The organism is Paraburkholderia sp. WC7.3g, from assembly GCF_050436345.1.
Taxonomy (GTDB): domain Bacteria; phylum Pseudomonadota; class Gammaproteobacteria; order Burkholderiales; family Burkholderiaceae; genus Paraburkholderia; species Paraburkholderia podalyriae.
In genome coordinates, this window is the sequence record NZ_JBNDMA010000004.1 from 641,703 (window position 1) to 656,196 (window position 14,494).

The 14,494-nt window shown below is 59.3% G+C and carries 11 protein-coding genes and 3 pseudogenes; 9 read left to right on the top strand and 5 right to left on the bottom strand.

Annotation, left to right across the window (positions count from 1 at the left end; translation table 11 throughout):
* The first annotated feature begins 199 nt into the window (after positions 1–199).
* Positions 200–1,267 (top strand): purine-nucleoside phosphorylase, encoded by a 1,068-nt coding sequence (locus OKW43_RS36295; protein ID WP_429453333.1) that lies wholly within the window; start codon positions 200–202, stop codon positions 1,265–1,267.
* A gap of 14 nt (positions 1,268–1,281) precedes the next feature.
* On the opposite strand, the gene OKW43_RS36300 is transcribed toward OKW43_RS36295, so the two are convergent.
* Complete coding sequence (locus tag OKW43_RS36300; RefSeq protein ID WP_187633513.1) at positions 1,282–1,689, bottom strand: OsmC family protein; 408 nt, start codon at positions 1,687–1,689, stop codon at positions 1,282–1,284.
* A gap of 1,215 nt (positions 1,690–2,904) precedes the next feature.
* Between OKW43_RS36300 and OKW43_RS36305 the strand changes: the two genes are divergently transcribed.
* From OKW43_RS36305 to OKW43_RS36330, 6 genes and pseudogenes are all read left to right on the top strand, one after another.
* Positions 2,905–3,135, top strand: a complete 231-nt coding sequence (locus OKW43_RS36305) for a hypothetical protein (RefSeq protein ID WP_246530000.1) — start codon at positions 2,905–2,907, stop codon at positions 3,133–3,135.
* A 528-nt stretch (positions 3,136–3,663) separates the two neighbouring features.
* On the top strand, positions 3,664–4,929 hold the full coding sequence (locus OKW43_RS36310; protein WP_187633512.1) for a flippase: 1,266 nt from the start codon (positions 3,664–3,666) through the stop codon (positions 4,927–4,929).
* Complete coding sequence (gene glf, locus OKW43_RS36315) at positions 4,919–6,031, top strand: UDP-galactopyranose mutase (RefSeq protein ID WP_429453336.1); 1,113 nt, start codon at positions 4,919–4,921, stop codon at positions 6,029–6,031. The genes OKW43_RS36310 and glf overlap by 11 nt, the downstream gene beginning before the upstream one ends.
* Before the next feature lie 66 nt (positions 6,032–6,097).
* Positions 6,098–6,952 carry a hypothetical protein gene (locus OKW43_RS36320; protein WP_429453338.1) on the top strand — a complete coding sequence of 285 codons (855 nt, stop codon included), beginning with the start codon at positions 6,098–6,100 and terminating at the stop codon, positions 6,950–6,952.
* A pseudogene (locus OKW43_RS36325) lies at positions 6,928–7,209 on the top strand (trehalase family glycosidase); the annotation flags it as partial. The gene OKW43_RS36320 and the pseudogene OKW43_RS36325, both read left to right, overlap by 25 nt.
* A 41-nt stretch (positions 7,210–7,250) precedes the next feature.
* Entirely contained in the window at positions 7,251–7,577 is a 327-nt protein-coding gene (locus tag OKW43_RS36330; protein WP_429453340.1) for a recombinase family protein, read from the top strand.
* On the opposite strand, the pseudogene OKW43_RS36335 reads toward OKW43_RS36330, so the two are convergent.
* From OKW43_RS36335 to OKW43_RS36350, 4 genes and pseudogenes are all read right to left on the bottom strand, one after another.
* Positions 7,565–7,696, bottom strand: a pseudogene (locus OKW43_RS36335) (UDP-galactopyranose mutase); the annotation flags it as partial. The gene OKW43_RS36330 and the pseudogene OKW43_RS36335 sit on opposite strands and share 13 nt — an antisense overlap.
* 160 nt (positions 7,697–7,856) lie before the next feature.
* Positions 7,857–9,023 (bottom strand): hypothetical protein, encoded by a 1,167-nt coding sequence (locus tag OKW43_RS36340; RefSeq protein WP_429453342.1) that lies wholly within the window; start codon positions 9,021–9,023, stop codon positions 7,857–7,859.
* A gap of 440 nt (positions 9,024–9,463) precedes the next feature.
* Positions 9,464–9,805: pseudogene (locus OKW43_RS36345) on the bottom strand (alpha/beta fold hydrolase); the annotation flags it as partial.
* Between the two features lie 377 nt (positions 9,806–10,182).
* Positions 10,183–11,976 carry a PQQ-binding-like beta-propeller repeat protein gene (locus tag OKW43_RS36350; protein ID WP_429453344.1) on the bottom strand — a complete coding sequence of 598 codons (1,794 nt, stop codon included), beginning with the start codon at positions 11,974–11,976 and terminating at the stop codon, positions 10,183–10,185.
* 251 nt (positions 11,977–12,227) lie between these two features.
* Between OKW43_RS36350 and OKW43_RS36355 the strand changes: the two genes are divergently transcribed.
* Both OKW43_RS36355 and OKW43_RS36360 read left to right on the top strand, forming a co-directional pair.
* Positions 12,228–12,497, top strand: a complete 270-nt coding sequence (locus tag OKW43_RS36355; protein ID WP_429454734.1) for a trehalase family glycosidase — start codon at positions 12,228–12,230, stop codon at positions 12,495–12,497.
* A 78-nt stretch (positions 12,498–12,575) separates the two neighbouring features.
* A complete protein-coding gene (locus OKW43_RS36360) occupies positions 12,576–13,847 on the top strand; it encodes an MFS transporter (RefSeq protein WP_429453346.1) in 1,272 nt (423 codons plus the stop codon).
* The last annotated feature ends 647 nt before the right edge of the window (positions 13,848–14,494 follow it).

Here is a 14,494-nt window from a genome sequence, read left to right on the forward strand (position 1 = left end):
GCCGTTGCCGTGTCGTGCGCGTCGAAATTCGCTGGCGCTTGCCCATTCACATTTTTCTCTGCCTATACTCACAGTCACCTGAACGGCTCACGCCCAGGTCCCACGCTGCACACCGACAAAAAGCCACGACGTCAGTCGAAAATTGGCACGCGAATCACATTCCGGAACCGCAGTTCTTACATATCAGGTGGGACCTCTTATGCTAAATCGTGCTTTTGGTGCTGCAATTTCATCGTTGCTCGTGGCAGGCGCAGCAGTTGCACCGGTCATCGCGCATGCCGACGACGGCTTCGCGCAGGACGACGGCGCGTCGCATGGCCGTCCGGTCAAGGTGATGATCATTTCGATGTTCGGTCCGGAAGGCCAGGTGTGGCTCGATCATCTCGGACCGTGGCAGGACATCTCGGTCGCGGGTCTGTCCCCTGACTACCCCGCCGTACACTGCAATCGCCAGGAGGTCTGCGTGATGACGACGGGCATGGGGCACGCGAATGCCGCCGCGTCGATCATGGCGCTGACGTTCTCGCCGCGTTTCGACTTGCGTCATACGTACTTCATGGTGGCGGGCATCGCTGGTATTGATCCGCTTCAGGGGACCGTCGGTTCGGCTGCATGGGCGAACTGGCTCGTCGACTTCGGGATTCAATGGGAGATCGACGGACGCGAAATTCCACCGGGCTGGAATACCGGCTATCTCGGCATCAACACGACGGGCCCGACGCAGAAGCCGCCGCTCGACTATCGCACCGAAGTGTTCCAACTCAATTCCGCGCTTTCGAACGCGGCATTCGCGCTGTCGCGCAACGTGACGCTCACCGACGACGCACAGGCGCAGGCTGCCCGTGCCAAGTACAGCTATGCGCCCGCGAACCGTCCGCCGACCGTGATCCAGTGCGACACGCTGGCGGGCGATACCTGGTGGTCGGGCACCGAGCTCGGCGAGCGCGCGCGGCAATGGACGAAGATCCTGACCGACGGCAAGGGCACCTATTGCACGACGCAGCAGGAAGACAACGCCACCTTCGAGGCGCTGACGCGCGCGGCGAGCGCGCATCGCGTTGACCTGAAACGTGTAGCGGTGCTGCGCGCTGGCTCGGACTTCGACCGGCCGTATGCGGGCCAGTCGAGCGCGGACAATCTGCTCAACTACGCGTCGCAGGGCGGCTTCACCATCGCGATCAACAATCTGTTCCTCACAGGCAATCCGCTCGTGCAGGACATCGTCACGCATTGGGGCGAGTGGCGCGACCGCGTACCGCAGCGGTAGCGCGTTTTCGCCAGTCATGCAATGCGCAGTGTTGTGTCGATGCGCGTGCCGCGCTTGATGAAGAGCGTGACCGGCGTCTTTTCGCAGATTTCGGCAAGGCGCGCGCGTTGCGCCTCTTCAAGCGGTCCGTCGACGGCAACGCCGCGGCGGATGTACTGGGTCCCGTCGTGATCGGCATGCAGGCTGACCTCAACGGCGATCGTGGCGGCCGGCCACGTCTTGCGCTGCATGTACATGCGGAGTGTGGCGGCCGTGCACGCGGCAAGCCCGGACAGCACCAGAGCGAATGGCGCGGGACCGCGATCCTGGCCGCCTTCGTGCGGGCCTTCGTCGCCGGTCAGCGCGTGGTGGCCAGCCTCGATGGCGACGACGTAGTTGGGCGCGTCGGCGGCAAGGCGGGAAGTAGCGGAGGCGAGCGGCACAAGTTACTCCTCGGAGTGGTGCGATCTTGCGCGCGAAATCAGCGCGAAACGCCCATCAAGATCCGGCAGTTGAAGTTCTTGAACAATATCATCGAACAAGTCCACGCGCGATCAAGCTGCGTACTCCTGGCTGCTCGGGTTCAAGTATCTCGGGTGCGCGCAAGCCGGTGCCAATGGCATCTATCGGCGGTTCGATATTCACGCCCGGCGTATCGTTTTATACGGCATCGTGTTAGTCAGTATCACTGATGTAATGCTTATGGCGATCTTCGCGATACTCTCAGAGTGGCCGATTGTTCTCTTCTTTCTTGTGCAGCGGGACAATACACAACGTGCACATGCTTGCTCTGTGCGTTAGCCCACATGTGAACGCTTCGCTGTGAATAGGTTGCCGCACGTGTTGCGACACATCTACGCCGAACGTTTCAGAAGTGTTTTTGCGCACTCGTGCATCGAGATGTTCTGGCTTATTTCCGTTCAAGATCGATTTCATCCGGTTTTTTCGACCCGTAGAAATGGCGTCGAAGCGATGCGATGTTTTCGCCGTACGCATCATCATTGATACGTGGCTGGTGCGCTGTATCACCTTTGAAACACTCGGATCTCTATTTCAATTGCATAAGCAGGCCATTGCTGTGCATCGGTCTGCGTCGAGCGAGCCCTTCGTGCCAACTGGCTATTCGCGTCCCTGACGTTGATTTCACGTTCTTCGAACCGTTCATCGATGAAACGAATATAGCGGCGGATGCCACGGCCACGCGGACAACGCAGCGTCTTTTGCGCCCCCGTTGACAAGCCAGTATCTTCTCAGCGATACCCGCCGACGCGGCGGCCCGCCGAGTCGTTACGATTTGGGCTCGTTCTGCCGTGTCCTGAATGTCGGCGTCGATCCGACAGGAATCGTGCTGAAGAAAGCGATGCCGCAATACACGTTCAGCGATACAGAATGCGCAGGGCTTTGGAGCTTTGTCACCGCCCGGTAGGGCTTCGCCCGCTGGACATGTGAAGTTTTCTCGCATGGCTCATTGAACTGGATGACGCATACACTCGAACAAACGCGCCAGATCTTCAGCGCTTCGGGTCAGTGTTTCAAATGCCCTCGCGCCAAGGACTATATTCAAACTTTGCCTTCCGGCTGATCGCCCGCTACGGGCGTCGACGGATCATTCCGTCGACTACTTGCGTCAGGACAGATCCAAGGGTGTGTGTCATGAGATGTCCCATTCGTGCATGGTTGGTGCGGCGGGCTACGCAGGTGACGGCGGTCTCGCGGTTCAGGCGATGCTGTCGGGTCCAAGGGGGCTCGCGTTCGGGCGTGACGGAGCGCTGTATGTCGCCGATGGTTTCAGGATCCGCAAGATCACCGGACTCCCAGGTCGTCACCGCTGGGATTGCCGGGACAAACGGCGCTACGGCCTTGACGGCAACGATGGTGACGAAGATTGAGGTCAGAGTTGCAGAGCAAAACAACGGGCATCGCTTGGCCCGGAGAAACCGAAGCTTCCAGGAGCCTGTCCGACTACAAACGTCTGTTGTTCCGGCTCAGATACATCTTCGGATACCGCACGATCGCGTTTCAGGCCGCTATGACCGCGCCGAGCTACGAGCTCGCGAGCCCGATCCTATATGGCGAAGAAGCTGCGTATGAAGCACCTGATCGGCATGTATGCGGACGGGCGGCCGAAGCTCTCCGTTGCGATGACGATGCTCAAGATCCATCCGTGGATCTTCTATTGCTTCGTGAGACGCTTCAATCATCACTGATCCTGCGAAATGCGCCATCTGGCACATAACGCAGAGCGCGTTGGAAGTATCCGTTTAACCCTCTGAAAGGCACGGCGTTTGCGTACCCCAACGGGCCGCGCCTACTGACGACGAAATCTGGTGACCCTGTGCGTATGACAGATATGATGGACTTATGCTTATGCCGCGCTTGTCCTGAACTTTCATCGAAGTATTGAAAACGGTCTAACCATGGCGAATCCACTCCGACAGAACATCGTCGCGCTGACCATCCTGCAGGCGGCTAACATGCTGCTGCCGCTTGCAACCGTTCCCTACCTGTTGCGCGTGCTGCGCCCAGAACACTTTGGCGCATACATCTTCGCACAAGCCATCATTGGCTACCTCGTACTGCTGACCGACTACGGTTTCAACTGGTCATCGACTGCCCACGTCGCACGGGTCCAGAATGACCGGTACGCGGTGTCGAAGATCTTCTGGGCGACGCAAGGCGCCAAGGCGCTGATCGCGGTGGTCTGCCTCGCGATGCTGCTGTTAGCGGCGTTGTTCGTGGCAAGACTGCGCGAATTGCTGCCGGTTCTGCTGGCGACCTATCCGGTCGTGATCGGAACGGTGCTGTTTCCGCAGTGGCTGTTCCAGGGCCTGGAGCAGATGACGCTGACTACCGTTTCGATGCTGAGCGCGCGGCTGCTGCTGCTTCCGCTCACGTTCGTCCTGGTGCACTCGCCGGCCGACACGTGGATCGCCTCGCTGATCAGCTCGATGAGCGTGGTTGCTGCCGGACTCGTCGCCTCGTTCCTGATCGTAAAAGACCGGATGATTGTCGCGATGGTGCCGGGCAAGGCGGAGATCCTGGAGACGCTTCGTGACGGCTGGCACACGTTCATTTCCACCGCAGCGATCAGTTTGTACACCACCACCAATAGCGTGGTGCTCGGATTTATTGCGGGGGATGCCGCTGTTGGCTTCTTTGGCGTCGCCGACAAGATCCGCAACGTCGCCCAGGCGCCGCTCGGACCGGTCGCCAACGCGGTGTACCCGCGCGTGACGGCGCTCTTTTCCGAAGACTCCGCCAAGGCGTTTGCGCTGGTGCGCAAGATGTTTTACCTGGCGGGCTCGTCCATGTTGCTGGCTTCGGTCGCGCTGTGGGGCGGCGCCGAGTTGATCGTTCGTATCGCGATGGGCTCCGGGTACGAACCGGCCGTGATCGTCCTGAAGTGGATGGCGCCGATGCCACTGCTCATCGGGCTGAGCGGTGTATTCGGCGTTCAGCTGATGCTGCCGCTCGGCATGAAGAAGAAGGTCAGCGAGATCCTGATCGTCGCCGGCCTGTTCAATCTTGCCATCCTCGTGCCGCTTGTATGGTTTTACGGCGCTCAGGGCGCGGCAATGTCAGCGCTGGCCACCGAGTTTCTCGTCACGGCCTCGATGGCGCTTTACCTGATCAAATGCAAGGTTCCGGCTTTCCAAACGAGGGTGCGCACAGATGAAATATGACTTCCTTATCGTAGGCGCCGGCTTTGCGGGCGCGGTCTGTGCCGAACGCCTCGCGGCAAGCGGAAAACGCGTGCTCGTCGTCGACAAACGGAATCATATAGGCGGCAACGCCTACGACCGGCACGATGAGAACGGCGTGCTGATCCATCCGTACGGTCCGCATATCTTTCATACCAACAGCAAGCGGATATTCGAATACCTGTCGGGTTTTACCGATTGGCGCTTCTACGAGCATCGCGTAAAGGCTTGTATAGACGGGGATCTCTATCCAATACCGATCAATCGCACGACGATCAACACGTTATACGGCCTCGATCTGAACGAGCAGGCCACCGTGGCGTTTCTCGAGTCGGTACGTGAACCGCGAGGAACCGTCTCCACCAGCGAAGACGCGGTGCTCAGCAGCGTTGGCCGCGATCTGTGCGAGAAGTTTTTCCGTGGCTATACGCGCAAGCAATGGGGACTCGATCTTTCTGAACTGTCCGCGGGTGTCGCTGCGCGAATCCCGACACGTTCGAACGACGACGACCGGTACTTCACCGATACGTATCAATTCATGCCGGCGCAAGGCTACACCGCGATGTTCGAAAGGATGCTTGGCAGTCCGGACATCGAGGTACGTCTGTCGACCGACTATAACGAGGTGAAAGCGAGTATCGAATGCGGACACCTTGTGTACACAGGACGGATTGACGCGTATTTCGGCTATCGCTTCGGCAAGCTGCCGTACCGCAGCCTGGATTTTCAGCACCAGCATCTGAGCGACCTGGAGCGCTTTCAGACGACAGGTACCGTCAACTATCCGAACGATCACGAATACACGAGGATTACGGAGTTCAAGCACCTCACCGGGCAGCAGCATCCGGGCACCTCGATCGTCAGGGAGTATCCGCGAGCCGAAGGTGAGCCGTACTACCCGATTCCACGCAAGGAAAACGAGGCATTGTTCCTGCGCTACAACGCGCTTGCGGAGACAGTTGCCGATATTACTTTTGTGGGCAGGCTCGCGCAGTATCGCTACTACAACATGGACCAGGTCGTTGGTGCGGCGCTTAAAGCTGCGGAAGGGCTCATCCAGGGCGCAGCAATCAGCGAGTGCTAGCGGGCACCTGAGAGCTTTCCTGGGACTGACTGGAAGATTCGGAGCATCGCATAGGGAGTTCGGAAGATGGAAAAGTACCTGGTCGTTCTGAGGTGTGGAGACCGCTCCTTGCATCCGCAATGGTTCAGCGGCGGAAAGACCCCGCGCTTTGACCTGATACTGAGTTACTACGGGAAAGACAAAAATTTTGCGGACGACTTTGCTAAAACCATACATCGATTCAAGGGATCAAAGTGGGATGGTCTTCACGACTTCATGTTGCGAAACGCCGAATTGGTTTTGCAATACCGCTACATCTGGCTCCCGGACGACGATATCCTGACCGATGTTCAAACGCTCAACGAGTTCTTCGACTATGTAGAACGGGAGAATTTCGCACTCGCGCAACCGTCTCTCGACCAGAGAAGCTACTTCAGTCACGCAACGACGTTGCAGAACAGGGCGTTCGAGTTTCGTGAAACCAATTTCGTGGAAGTGATGGTGCCATGTTTCTCGTCGAATGCCTTGCATGCGATAAAGGACAGCTTTGGATGGACCAGCACCGGCTGGGGTCTGGATTACCTGTGGCCCAAACAGGTCGCCCCGCTAGGGAAGGTTGGCATTGTCGACCGTTTTGCCGTGTTGCATACACGGCCGGTCGCCTCAGCGGACCACAGCATGGCGTGGTCGGAATTGCATCAGACGCTCGCGCAATACGGAATGCGCGCGTCGATGAAGGTTCTGCGGGGCAGAACACGCTACGTAGGCAAAACCGTGTATCCGCTCTACGCCGGCGTCGCGACACGCAACGACGCGCGTGAAGTGGCGCAGACGATCCGGCGCGATCTGCTGCGCCCGGGCGGCCTCGCGACGAGGCGGACCAACACCGCCAGCAGTGGGACGAACCGAACGGCTGGGCGCCGCTGCAATACCTCGCGGTGATCGGGCTGCGCCGCTATAGCGAGCCGGAACTCGCGCGCGATATCGCGACGCGCTGGATCCGCACCGACGTCGCGTACTACCAGCGCACCGGCAAGCTCGTTGGACCTCAAAGCACAATAGATGAATGCCCGCAGGGCTCCGTCCAGCAAGGGCTTCAGCCGAATGGAAGCGAAGGCTCGACCGCTGGTGTGCTACGCGTGCTGATGCAGCTCTATCCGGACGCGATGAGTTCGACGAAGCTCGATTGCCGCGAATAGATTTGCTGAATATAGCTAGTACGCCACAGGATAGATGAACCATGTCAACGAAAGCGCAAAGCGCGATAAGCAATACGCCACGAATCTATACATGCGCCCGTTTTTCGAGTTCACAGCAGGCAGACGGTAGCTCGATCGCGCGGCAGGATGCCTACGCGGAAGCGTGGGCCAAGCAGCACGGCCTGATACTCGATCGCTCTTTACACATGGAGGACCGCGGCAAGTCCGCTCACAAGGGCGAGCACGTAAAGAAAGGCGGCGCGCTCGGCGCGTTCATCGAGCGTATCAAGGCCGGTGACGTCGTACCCGGCGATACGCTGATCGTCGAAAACCTTGACCGCCTGAGCCGCCAGAGTGGAATCGGATAGTACGACTCGCCTTCGGCTCGCGGATACTCCCTGACGATCGAGGTTCCCTGATGCTGCTGCCCGGTGAGGTACTTGAACTCCGTAATCCTCGTGTATTCGTGATCGTTCGGATAGTTGACGGCATCAGAGTCACCGCCATGAACAAGCGCAGTGCGCACTCGATTCGATAGATAGCAGCGCGCTCCGCGTTATGTGCCAGATGGCGCATTTCGCAGGGTCAGCGGCTATTGAGGCTTCTCACGAAGCAATAGAAGATCCGGGGATGGATCTTGCGCATCGTCATGGCGACGGAGAGCGTCGGCCGCTCGTCGCATCGCGCTTGCCAGTCACGACATACCACGCTCGGCGACCGTTTTTCCACAGCGCGCGCACTCGCCGATAGATCGCGCGGCTCACACGCTTCGACGCTTCAAGCGTCCCCTTGGTGGCCTGCGGCGGGTGATCTTCGAGCCAGCGCAGCCGTGCTTCGATATCGCGTTCACGGTCCGCGTAGAGTGCAATCGGGAAGGGATGGCCAAGCCTCGCGTCGTAAAGCGCGCGAGCGGCATCGACGATGTCGCGGTTCTCCTCGCGCTGGGAGAAGTACGCGATGTGCACGAATGGCACGCTGCGCGCACAGACGATTCGCAACCGGTTTCGCGCACAGTAGACATGCATCATGTGCTCGTCATCGAGCCCACCGTCGTCGATCATGTCCCATAACCGCTTGCGAAAAAGAATGCAGCCGATCGAATAGCGCGATTCTGACGGCACTTCGCAAGGTTCGAGGTCCCGCGTGGCAGCGATGAAAGCATCAGGCTGAAGCGTGGTCCGTTCATGCAGCCAGCGCGCGATGTGCGGATAGCCCCATATCGTGCCATTGGTGCCGATCTCGATCTGCTCCGCAGGGATGATTCGCATCGGAAAGCGCTTGTCCCCGTCGGCTCCGACGAAATGGGAATGCGCCTGGCTCGTGAAGTACTCGCGCTCCAGGTTCATCACACGCATCACCTCAGGGAAGCCCCAGTTGTTGTTGTTGATCAGCGGGGTGACGTAGGCAAGCTCGTTCGCGCTTTCATTTTCCGCCGCGTCGTACGTGGCGAGCATCTTGTCGAGCCACTCGCCGGCGATCGGGAACGCGTCGTCGTCCACCTTGCAGATCAAGTCGATTTCGGCGAGCGCCGGTTGCGAGAGTAGTTTTTTGATCGTGCGATAGGGTGGGCCAGGCGGAATGTCGTCGACGACCCGAACGATGCCCGGAAAAAGTCTTGCGTAGCGCCGCGCGACGGCAAGCGTGCGTTCCGCGTCATAGCCGCCCCGGCAGTTCTGAAGCAGGATGAACTCGACGCCTGTTGGCCGGTACGCCATGTGACTGGCGAGGGTGAGTTCGAGCGCTGCGTAGTCGCGACAGAGCAGGACCAGAATGGCGACTCGCCTCGATGCCACGTTAGAACCGGATGCAGTCATGCTACTCCTTCGTAGGTAGCGACGAGCACATTGCCCAAGGAACATACATGCGAATATCGGAAGGCACCGAACCTGGCATCACGTGCATCACGAATATGCCAACACCAACGGTGCCGATGCTAATAACCGCGCCTCCGGTCGCAGCACCGATCGCGACTACTCAAGAGACAGGACGGAACACACCGGTTCATCATAGTACAAGCGAAGATGAAGTGAAGCCGTATTCCATAGCGCGTCGCTGTTCTAAGCCAATCAACTGCGGGGAGGACGTTTTATGAATTATCGGACATTTCAGTGCGCTAAAATCCGCCAAACCATCATGGCGGATGGCAGCAAACGCCGACTGCCGCCCGGAAAGCGTCGCCATGTGCCACCTCAACCGTTCCCGACCGCCTCCTACCCGTGATGCTACCCACGCTTCGGGCCGGCGACCCCTCCTGCAATCCGGATAGCAGACGCAACCCGATGTCAAAGGGCAAAAATCGATCTTCTCTACCCCAGACGATCAGTGTCGGCGCCTTGATCTCCGACAATCGCAGTTGGTAGTCTGTGAACTGCCTGGGGTTTGCTGCCATACTCGCCACCCAGTTTTCGACGTGGTGCTTGTTGGCTTGCAAGTTATTGACACGCTGTTGCAGCAGGTCATCGGTCAGTGCCGAAGGATCATAAACAAACACATTCATCATGCGTTTGACGTTTTCCAGCGTGGGCTCTCGATAAACGAAATTCAGTAGCTTGATCCCTTCTGTCGGCAGGGGAACGAACGTGCTGGTCCCACCGGTATCGGTTGGAGAAATTATCTTTTCAATCTGATTTTTAAGGAGTGCAGTCAAATCTGCGACGCTGTTATTCGTACATCGAAATATTTCTTCCATTTTCATGGCAGCCACAAAGTGAGCTAAGACGATAGGCTCGTCGAACTCGATGTCAGGGCACTGTGAATAAAGGACCCGAGCGCGAAGGAACGCGCTGCTATCAACTATTAAAAAAGATTCGCGATGTCGTGAAGCGCTCGCGGCAATGCCTGCGTCGACGACATCGAATTGCGATGTGTCCGCAGGACGCGCGCAGCGGCGCGATACTGCGAATCACTGCGCGCAATAAGGGCAGAGTGGTTACTCTTGCGAAAAAGGTACCGTATTCCTAACGAATTTAGCAGTCAGAGGCCATAGGCATGAACCACGTGGTCGCTACCAGCGACGAAGACTTGCCCGTTCACGACCATCGGCGACGCGAAGTTACCCTCGCCGGTTTGAACTGGCGTGTATTGGCGGTGGAACAGTATGGTCCCGTCCGCTGCATCCAATGCGTAAAAGTCGTTGCCCAAACCGTCTGCGTAATACACCACACCATTTGCGGCGACGGGCGGGATAGCCGGGTTGAACGAGGATCTGTTCAAGCCGACTTGCGCCTGCCACACGGGTTTGGGGTTCACAGTACAGTTGCTGTCGATCGACAGTGCAATGACCCCGTGTTGGTATAAGTTGTTGCTCCCCGAACCGCCAGGGGACACGACGTAAAGCCGATTTAGCACCGGGTCGAATGCAGGAAGGCCTATGTTGCTGCCCTCGACTGAACTGAGGGAAATAGTCAACTTTTCAATGGGGCCCTGCTGCTGAATAGTGGCTCGGTTATAAATGAACAGGCTGCCGGACTTGTTGTAGGCCGCGAGCATCGTCGGGCAGGTGGGACGCTGGAAGAGCAATGCTGTAGCGCCGAAGTCGGAGTCCGAGCTGGGCGGATTAAGCGGCGAGTTCGACGCGGCTACCGCCAGGGTCGGCGTGAGCTTCACGACGTGCTCCGCGAACGCGGCATTTTCCGGATTGGCGAATGCGTTGCCCGTGAGTGCATAGACGACCGTTCCATCAGGCGGAATCGATACGCCTCCCACACCCCATATACCGCCCCCGTCTGGCCCGCTTGCGCCGTCTGGGTACCAGCGTTGCAGAATCGCAGCTGGGTTGGTGGTGGACGCGCGGACGACCTGTCCATGGTACGGCTCCGTATCGCAGGGGTCGCCGGCTGTCGCCACGTATATCGACGAACTATCGGGACTGAGCGTCAAGCCGCCATAGACCATCGTTCTTGGAGAAGCGTTGGCTGCGTCTAGAAGTGGCAGGTTGAAGCCCGGGAGATCCACGCCGGTCTGGAGGTTGTACGCATGCAGGTAGCCTCGCCCGCTCGCAACGAAAATCCGGTTGTTGGCATGGTCGATGACGGGCGTGCCCTGCACCCCGATCTTGCCTTGGAACAGCCCGGTGCAGTTCGACGTCAAGATAGCTTGAGGGATAGGGGCGCTTTTCCAAATGACCTTCCCTGTCGCGGCATTCAGTGCCCATGTAGTGTTCCCCTCTGTCGCAACATAGACGATATCGGTTGGCATCCCGTTGATTATCACCCCGGTAGCCAGTACCGGCTGAGTCAGGATGGCACCGTCCAGGACAGGTGACGTCCAGTGCTCTTTCAACGTCGTCACGTTGGTCTGGGTGAGCACCGTCTCGACTGAGTTATACCCAGTCCGCTGCCTGTTCATGCCATACGTCGGCCAGTCGGTCGTCGTAAAGGTTGGCGCGGCGACGGCCCCTGGTGTCCGGCTCAATGTAGCTTTAGTCGCTGCTTCGGGAGCTTGGTACGGCGTATCCACCGCCGGCCCGGTATCGTCGAGGAATTTATTCGGATTGATCTTGTCTCCGCCGTTCTGTTTGTCTACGTCCGATCCATCGAGGGCGAAGGCTGGCGGCACTTTCGGTCCGACGCCAGACGGGTGCGTGCCATGAGGGAATGGGTTCAGTGCGTTTGACGACGCCTGAGCGGCTGTTGCAAGACCCGGCGCAGATGCCGCAGCCGGTGCCGCGTTCGAACTTTGCGCTTGTGCGCCCGAGGCCGCCATGCCGGCGAGGATCAAAGCTGCAACGAGCCGAGAAGCGTCGATAACGTTGTGTGCGTTATTCATGTAGCCACCTCTTGGAAATATTACTATTAGCATAACGTGAGGTTACTCCTAGGCCATCAAAAATCAAGCGCAAGAAATGTCCGCTAGGGACTACGATCTGGCGGACAAAGAACTGTCCCTATTGAGTAATGCAAGGCTCACACACCGTTCGGCTGCTTCATCCGAATGCGCGATTTCGCTGGAAGCAGATCGGCACACCCGGCGACCCCGTCCAGAGCGCTAGTCGCTAGCGCTTTTAAAGAAATGGGGCAATAAACACCCGCTTCGGCGGCGACGCGAGCGAAAAGTCCGCGGGCGGCGGCGAGTATCCGTTACAGGACGGTTTCGGCTGGACCAATGGCGTGCTGCGCGTGCTGATGCAGCTCTATCCGGATGCGGTGAGTTCGACGAAGCGGGCCGATCTGCCGGGCGGTGCGGTCGGGGTATCGGATGCGCGGCCGCGCCGCAGACGTCGCACAGTACGTCGCGCGCGGGCCATTAGTTATGGAGGAGGTATTAGCGATACCAGGATGACGGGTTGACTGCCTGATGGCACCGCACGCCGTTACGATGCTTTCGATAGCTCGACCGGCTTCTAGTCAACCTGGAAACTCCCAAAGATGAATCGCAAGCTCGACGTCCCATCGGCGGAACCGCTGCCGCCGCAAGCGCAGGCCACGACGGCCGACGAAGCCACCGCGCACTGGCAGCGCAATCTTGGCGTATGCGTGTTCGGCTCGTTCACGACCATCGTCGCGATGACGCTGCTGCTGCCGTTCCTGCCGCTTTACGTCGAGCAACTCGGCGTCAAGGATCACGCGGCGATCGTGCAGTGGTCCGGCGCCGCGTTCGGCGCGACCTTCTTCAGTGCCGCGCTCGTCGCGCCGCTGTGGGGCAAGCTCGCCGACCTTTACGGCCGCAAGCCGATGCTGATTCGCTCGAGCCTCGGCATGGCGGTCGCGATGTCGCTGATCGGCATGGCGCACTCGGCGTGGCAACTGGTCGCGTTGCGGCTGCTCGCGGGGCTGCTGGGCGGCTATGCGTCGGGCTCGATGATCCTCGTCGCGACGCAGACGCCGAAGGCGCGTTCGGGCTGGGCGCTCGGCGTACTGTCGTCGGGGATCATGGCGGGCAATCTGGTCGGCCCGCTGATCGGCGGCTTCCTGCCGCCGTTGATCGGCATCCGCGCGACCTTCTGGGCATCGGGCGCGGCGATCTTCGTGGCCTTTCTCGCGACGGCGTTCCTGATCCGCGAAATGCCGGTTCGCAAGCGCGCGGGCAGCGCGCCGAAGCAGGGCGCGTGGGCATCGGTCGACGACAAGGGGCCGGCCATCGCGATGCTGGCCACAGGTCTGCTGCTGATGGTCGCGAACATGTCGATCGAGCCGATCATCACCGTCTACGTCGCCCAGCTCACGAAGCCGCAAAGCGTGACGATGGTCGCGGGCTTCGTCATGTCGGGCGCGGCGCTCGGCAGCATGATCTCGTCGTCACGGCTGGGCAAGTTCGCCGATCGCGCGGGGCACTGGAATGTGATCGTCGGCTGCCTCGCCGTCTCGGCGCTGCTGCTCGTGCCGCAGGCGTTCGTCACCGCGAGCTGGCAGTTGATCGTGCTGCGTTTCCTGATGGGAATCGCGTTAGGCGGTTTGCTGCCGTGCATCGCGAGCGTGATCCGCCACAACGTGCCGGCGCACGTGACGGGCGCGATTCTCGGTTACTCGGTGTCGTCGCAGTACGCGGGGCAGGTGGCCGGGCCGCTGTTAGGCGGTTTCGTCGGCGGCCACATCGGCATGCGCGCGGTGTTTCTCGGCACCAGCCTGCTGATGGCGCTCGGCGCAGTCGCGAACTGGCGTGTGAAGTCGGGCAGGGCACAGGCGGGGGCGGCGCGCTGATGCCTCACGCATTGTTAATCAGTACCACTGATGTAAAGCTTATGGCGATCTTCGCGCCTCTCGGAGAGTCGCCGATTTGTTCTCTTCTTTCTTCCGCAGCGAGACAATACACAACGCGCACATGCTGTCTCTGTGCGTTTGCCCACATGTGAACGCTGCGCCGCCAGGACGTTGCCACAAGCATAGCGACACGACTTTGCGGCAAATGTTTCAGAAGTGTTCTGCGCACTTCAGCATCGAGATGGTCTGGCTTATTTCCGTTCAAGATCGATTTCATCCGGTTTTTTCGACCCGTAGAAACGGCGTCGAAGCGATGCGATGTTTTCGCCGTACGCATCATCATTGATACATGGCTGGTGCGCTGTATCACCTTTGAAACACTCGGATCTCTATTTCAATTGCATAAGCAGGCCATTGCTGTGCATCGGTCTGCGTCGAGCGAGCCCTTCGTGACAACTGGCTATTCGCGTCCCTGACGATGACTTCACGTTCGTCGAACCGTTCACCGATGAAACGAATATAGCGGCGGGTCGTTGCGCCGCAAAATCTTTCGGCAGTCGAATCGTTGCCGGTGAAGGATCGGGTACCGCCTGGTACGAACTTCGCTACATGCCTCGCCGCGCAAGTGGACCCGGTCGTTGCGAAGC

Bases quoted from the DNA above. Each gene is read 5' to 3' on its own strand.
- OKW43_RS36295 (WP_429453333.1), top strand. From the start codon at position 200: ATGCTAAATCGTGCTTTTGGTGCTGCAATTTCATCGTTGCTCGTGGCA.
- OKW43_RS36305 (WP_246530000.1), top strand. From the start codon at position 2,905: ATGTCCCATTCGTGCATGGTTGGTGCGGCGGGCTACGCAGGTGACGGC.
- OKW43_RS36310 (WP_187633512.1), top strand. From the start codon at position 3,664: ATGGCGAATCCACTCCGACAGAACATCGTCGCGCTGACCATCCTGCAG.
- glf (WP_429453336.1), top strand. From the start codon at position 4,919: ATGAAATATGACTTCCTTATCGTAGGCGCCGGCTTTGCGGGCGCGGTC.
- OKW43_RS36320 (WP_429453338.1), top strand. From the start codon at position 6,098: ATGGAAAAGTACCTGGTCGTTCTGAGGTGTGGAGACCGCTCCTTGCAT.
- OKW43_RS36330 (WP_429453340.1), top strand. From the start codon at position 7,251: ATGTCAACGAAAGCGCAAAGCGCGATAAGCAATACGCCACGAATCTAT.
- OKW43_RS36340 (WP_429453342.1), bottom strand. From the start codon at position 9,023: ATGACTGCATCCGGTTCTAACGTGGCATCGAGGCGAGTCGCCATTCTG.
- OKW43_RS36350 (WP_429453344.1), bottom strand. From the start codon at position 11,976: ATGAATAACGCACACAACGTTATCGACGCTTCTCGGCTCGTTGCAGCT.
- OKW43_RS36360 (WP_429453346.1), top strand. From the start codon at position 12,576: ATGAATCGCAAGCTCGACGTCCCATCGGCGGAACCGCTGCCGCCGCAA.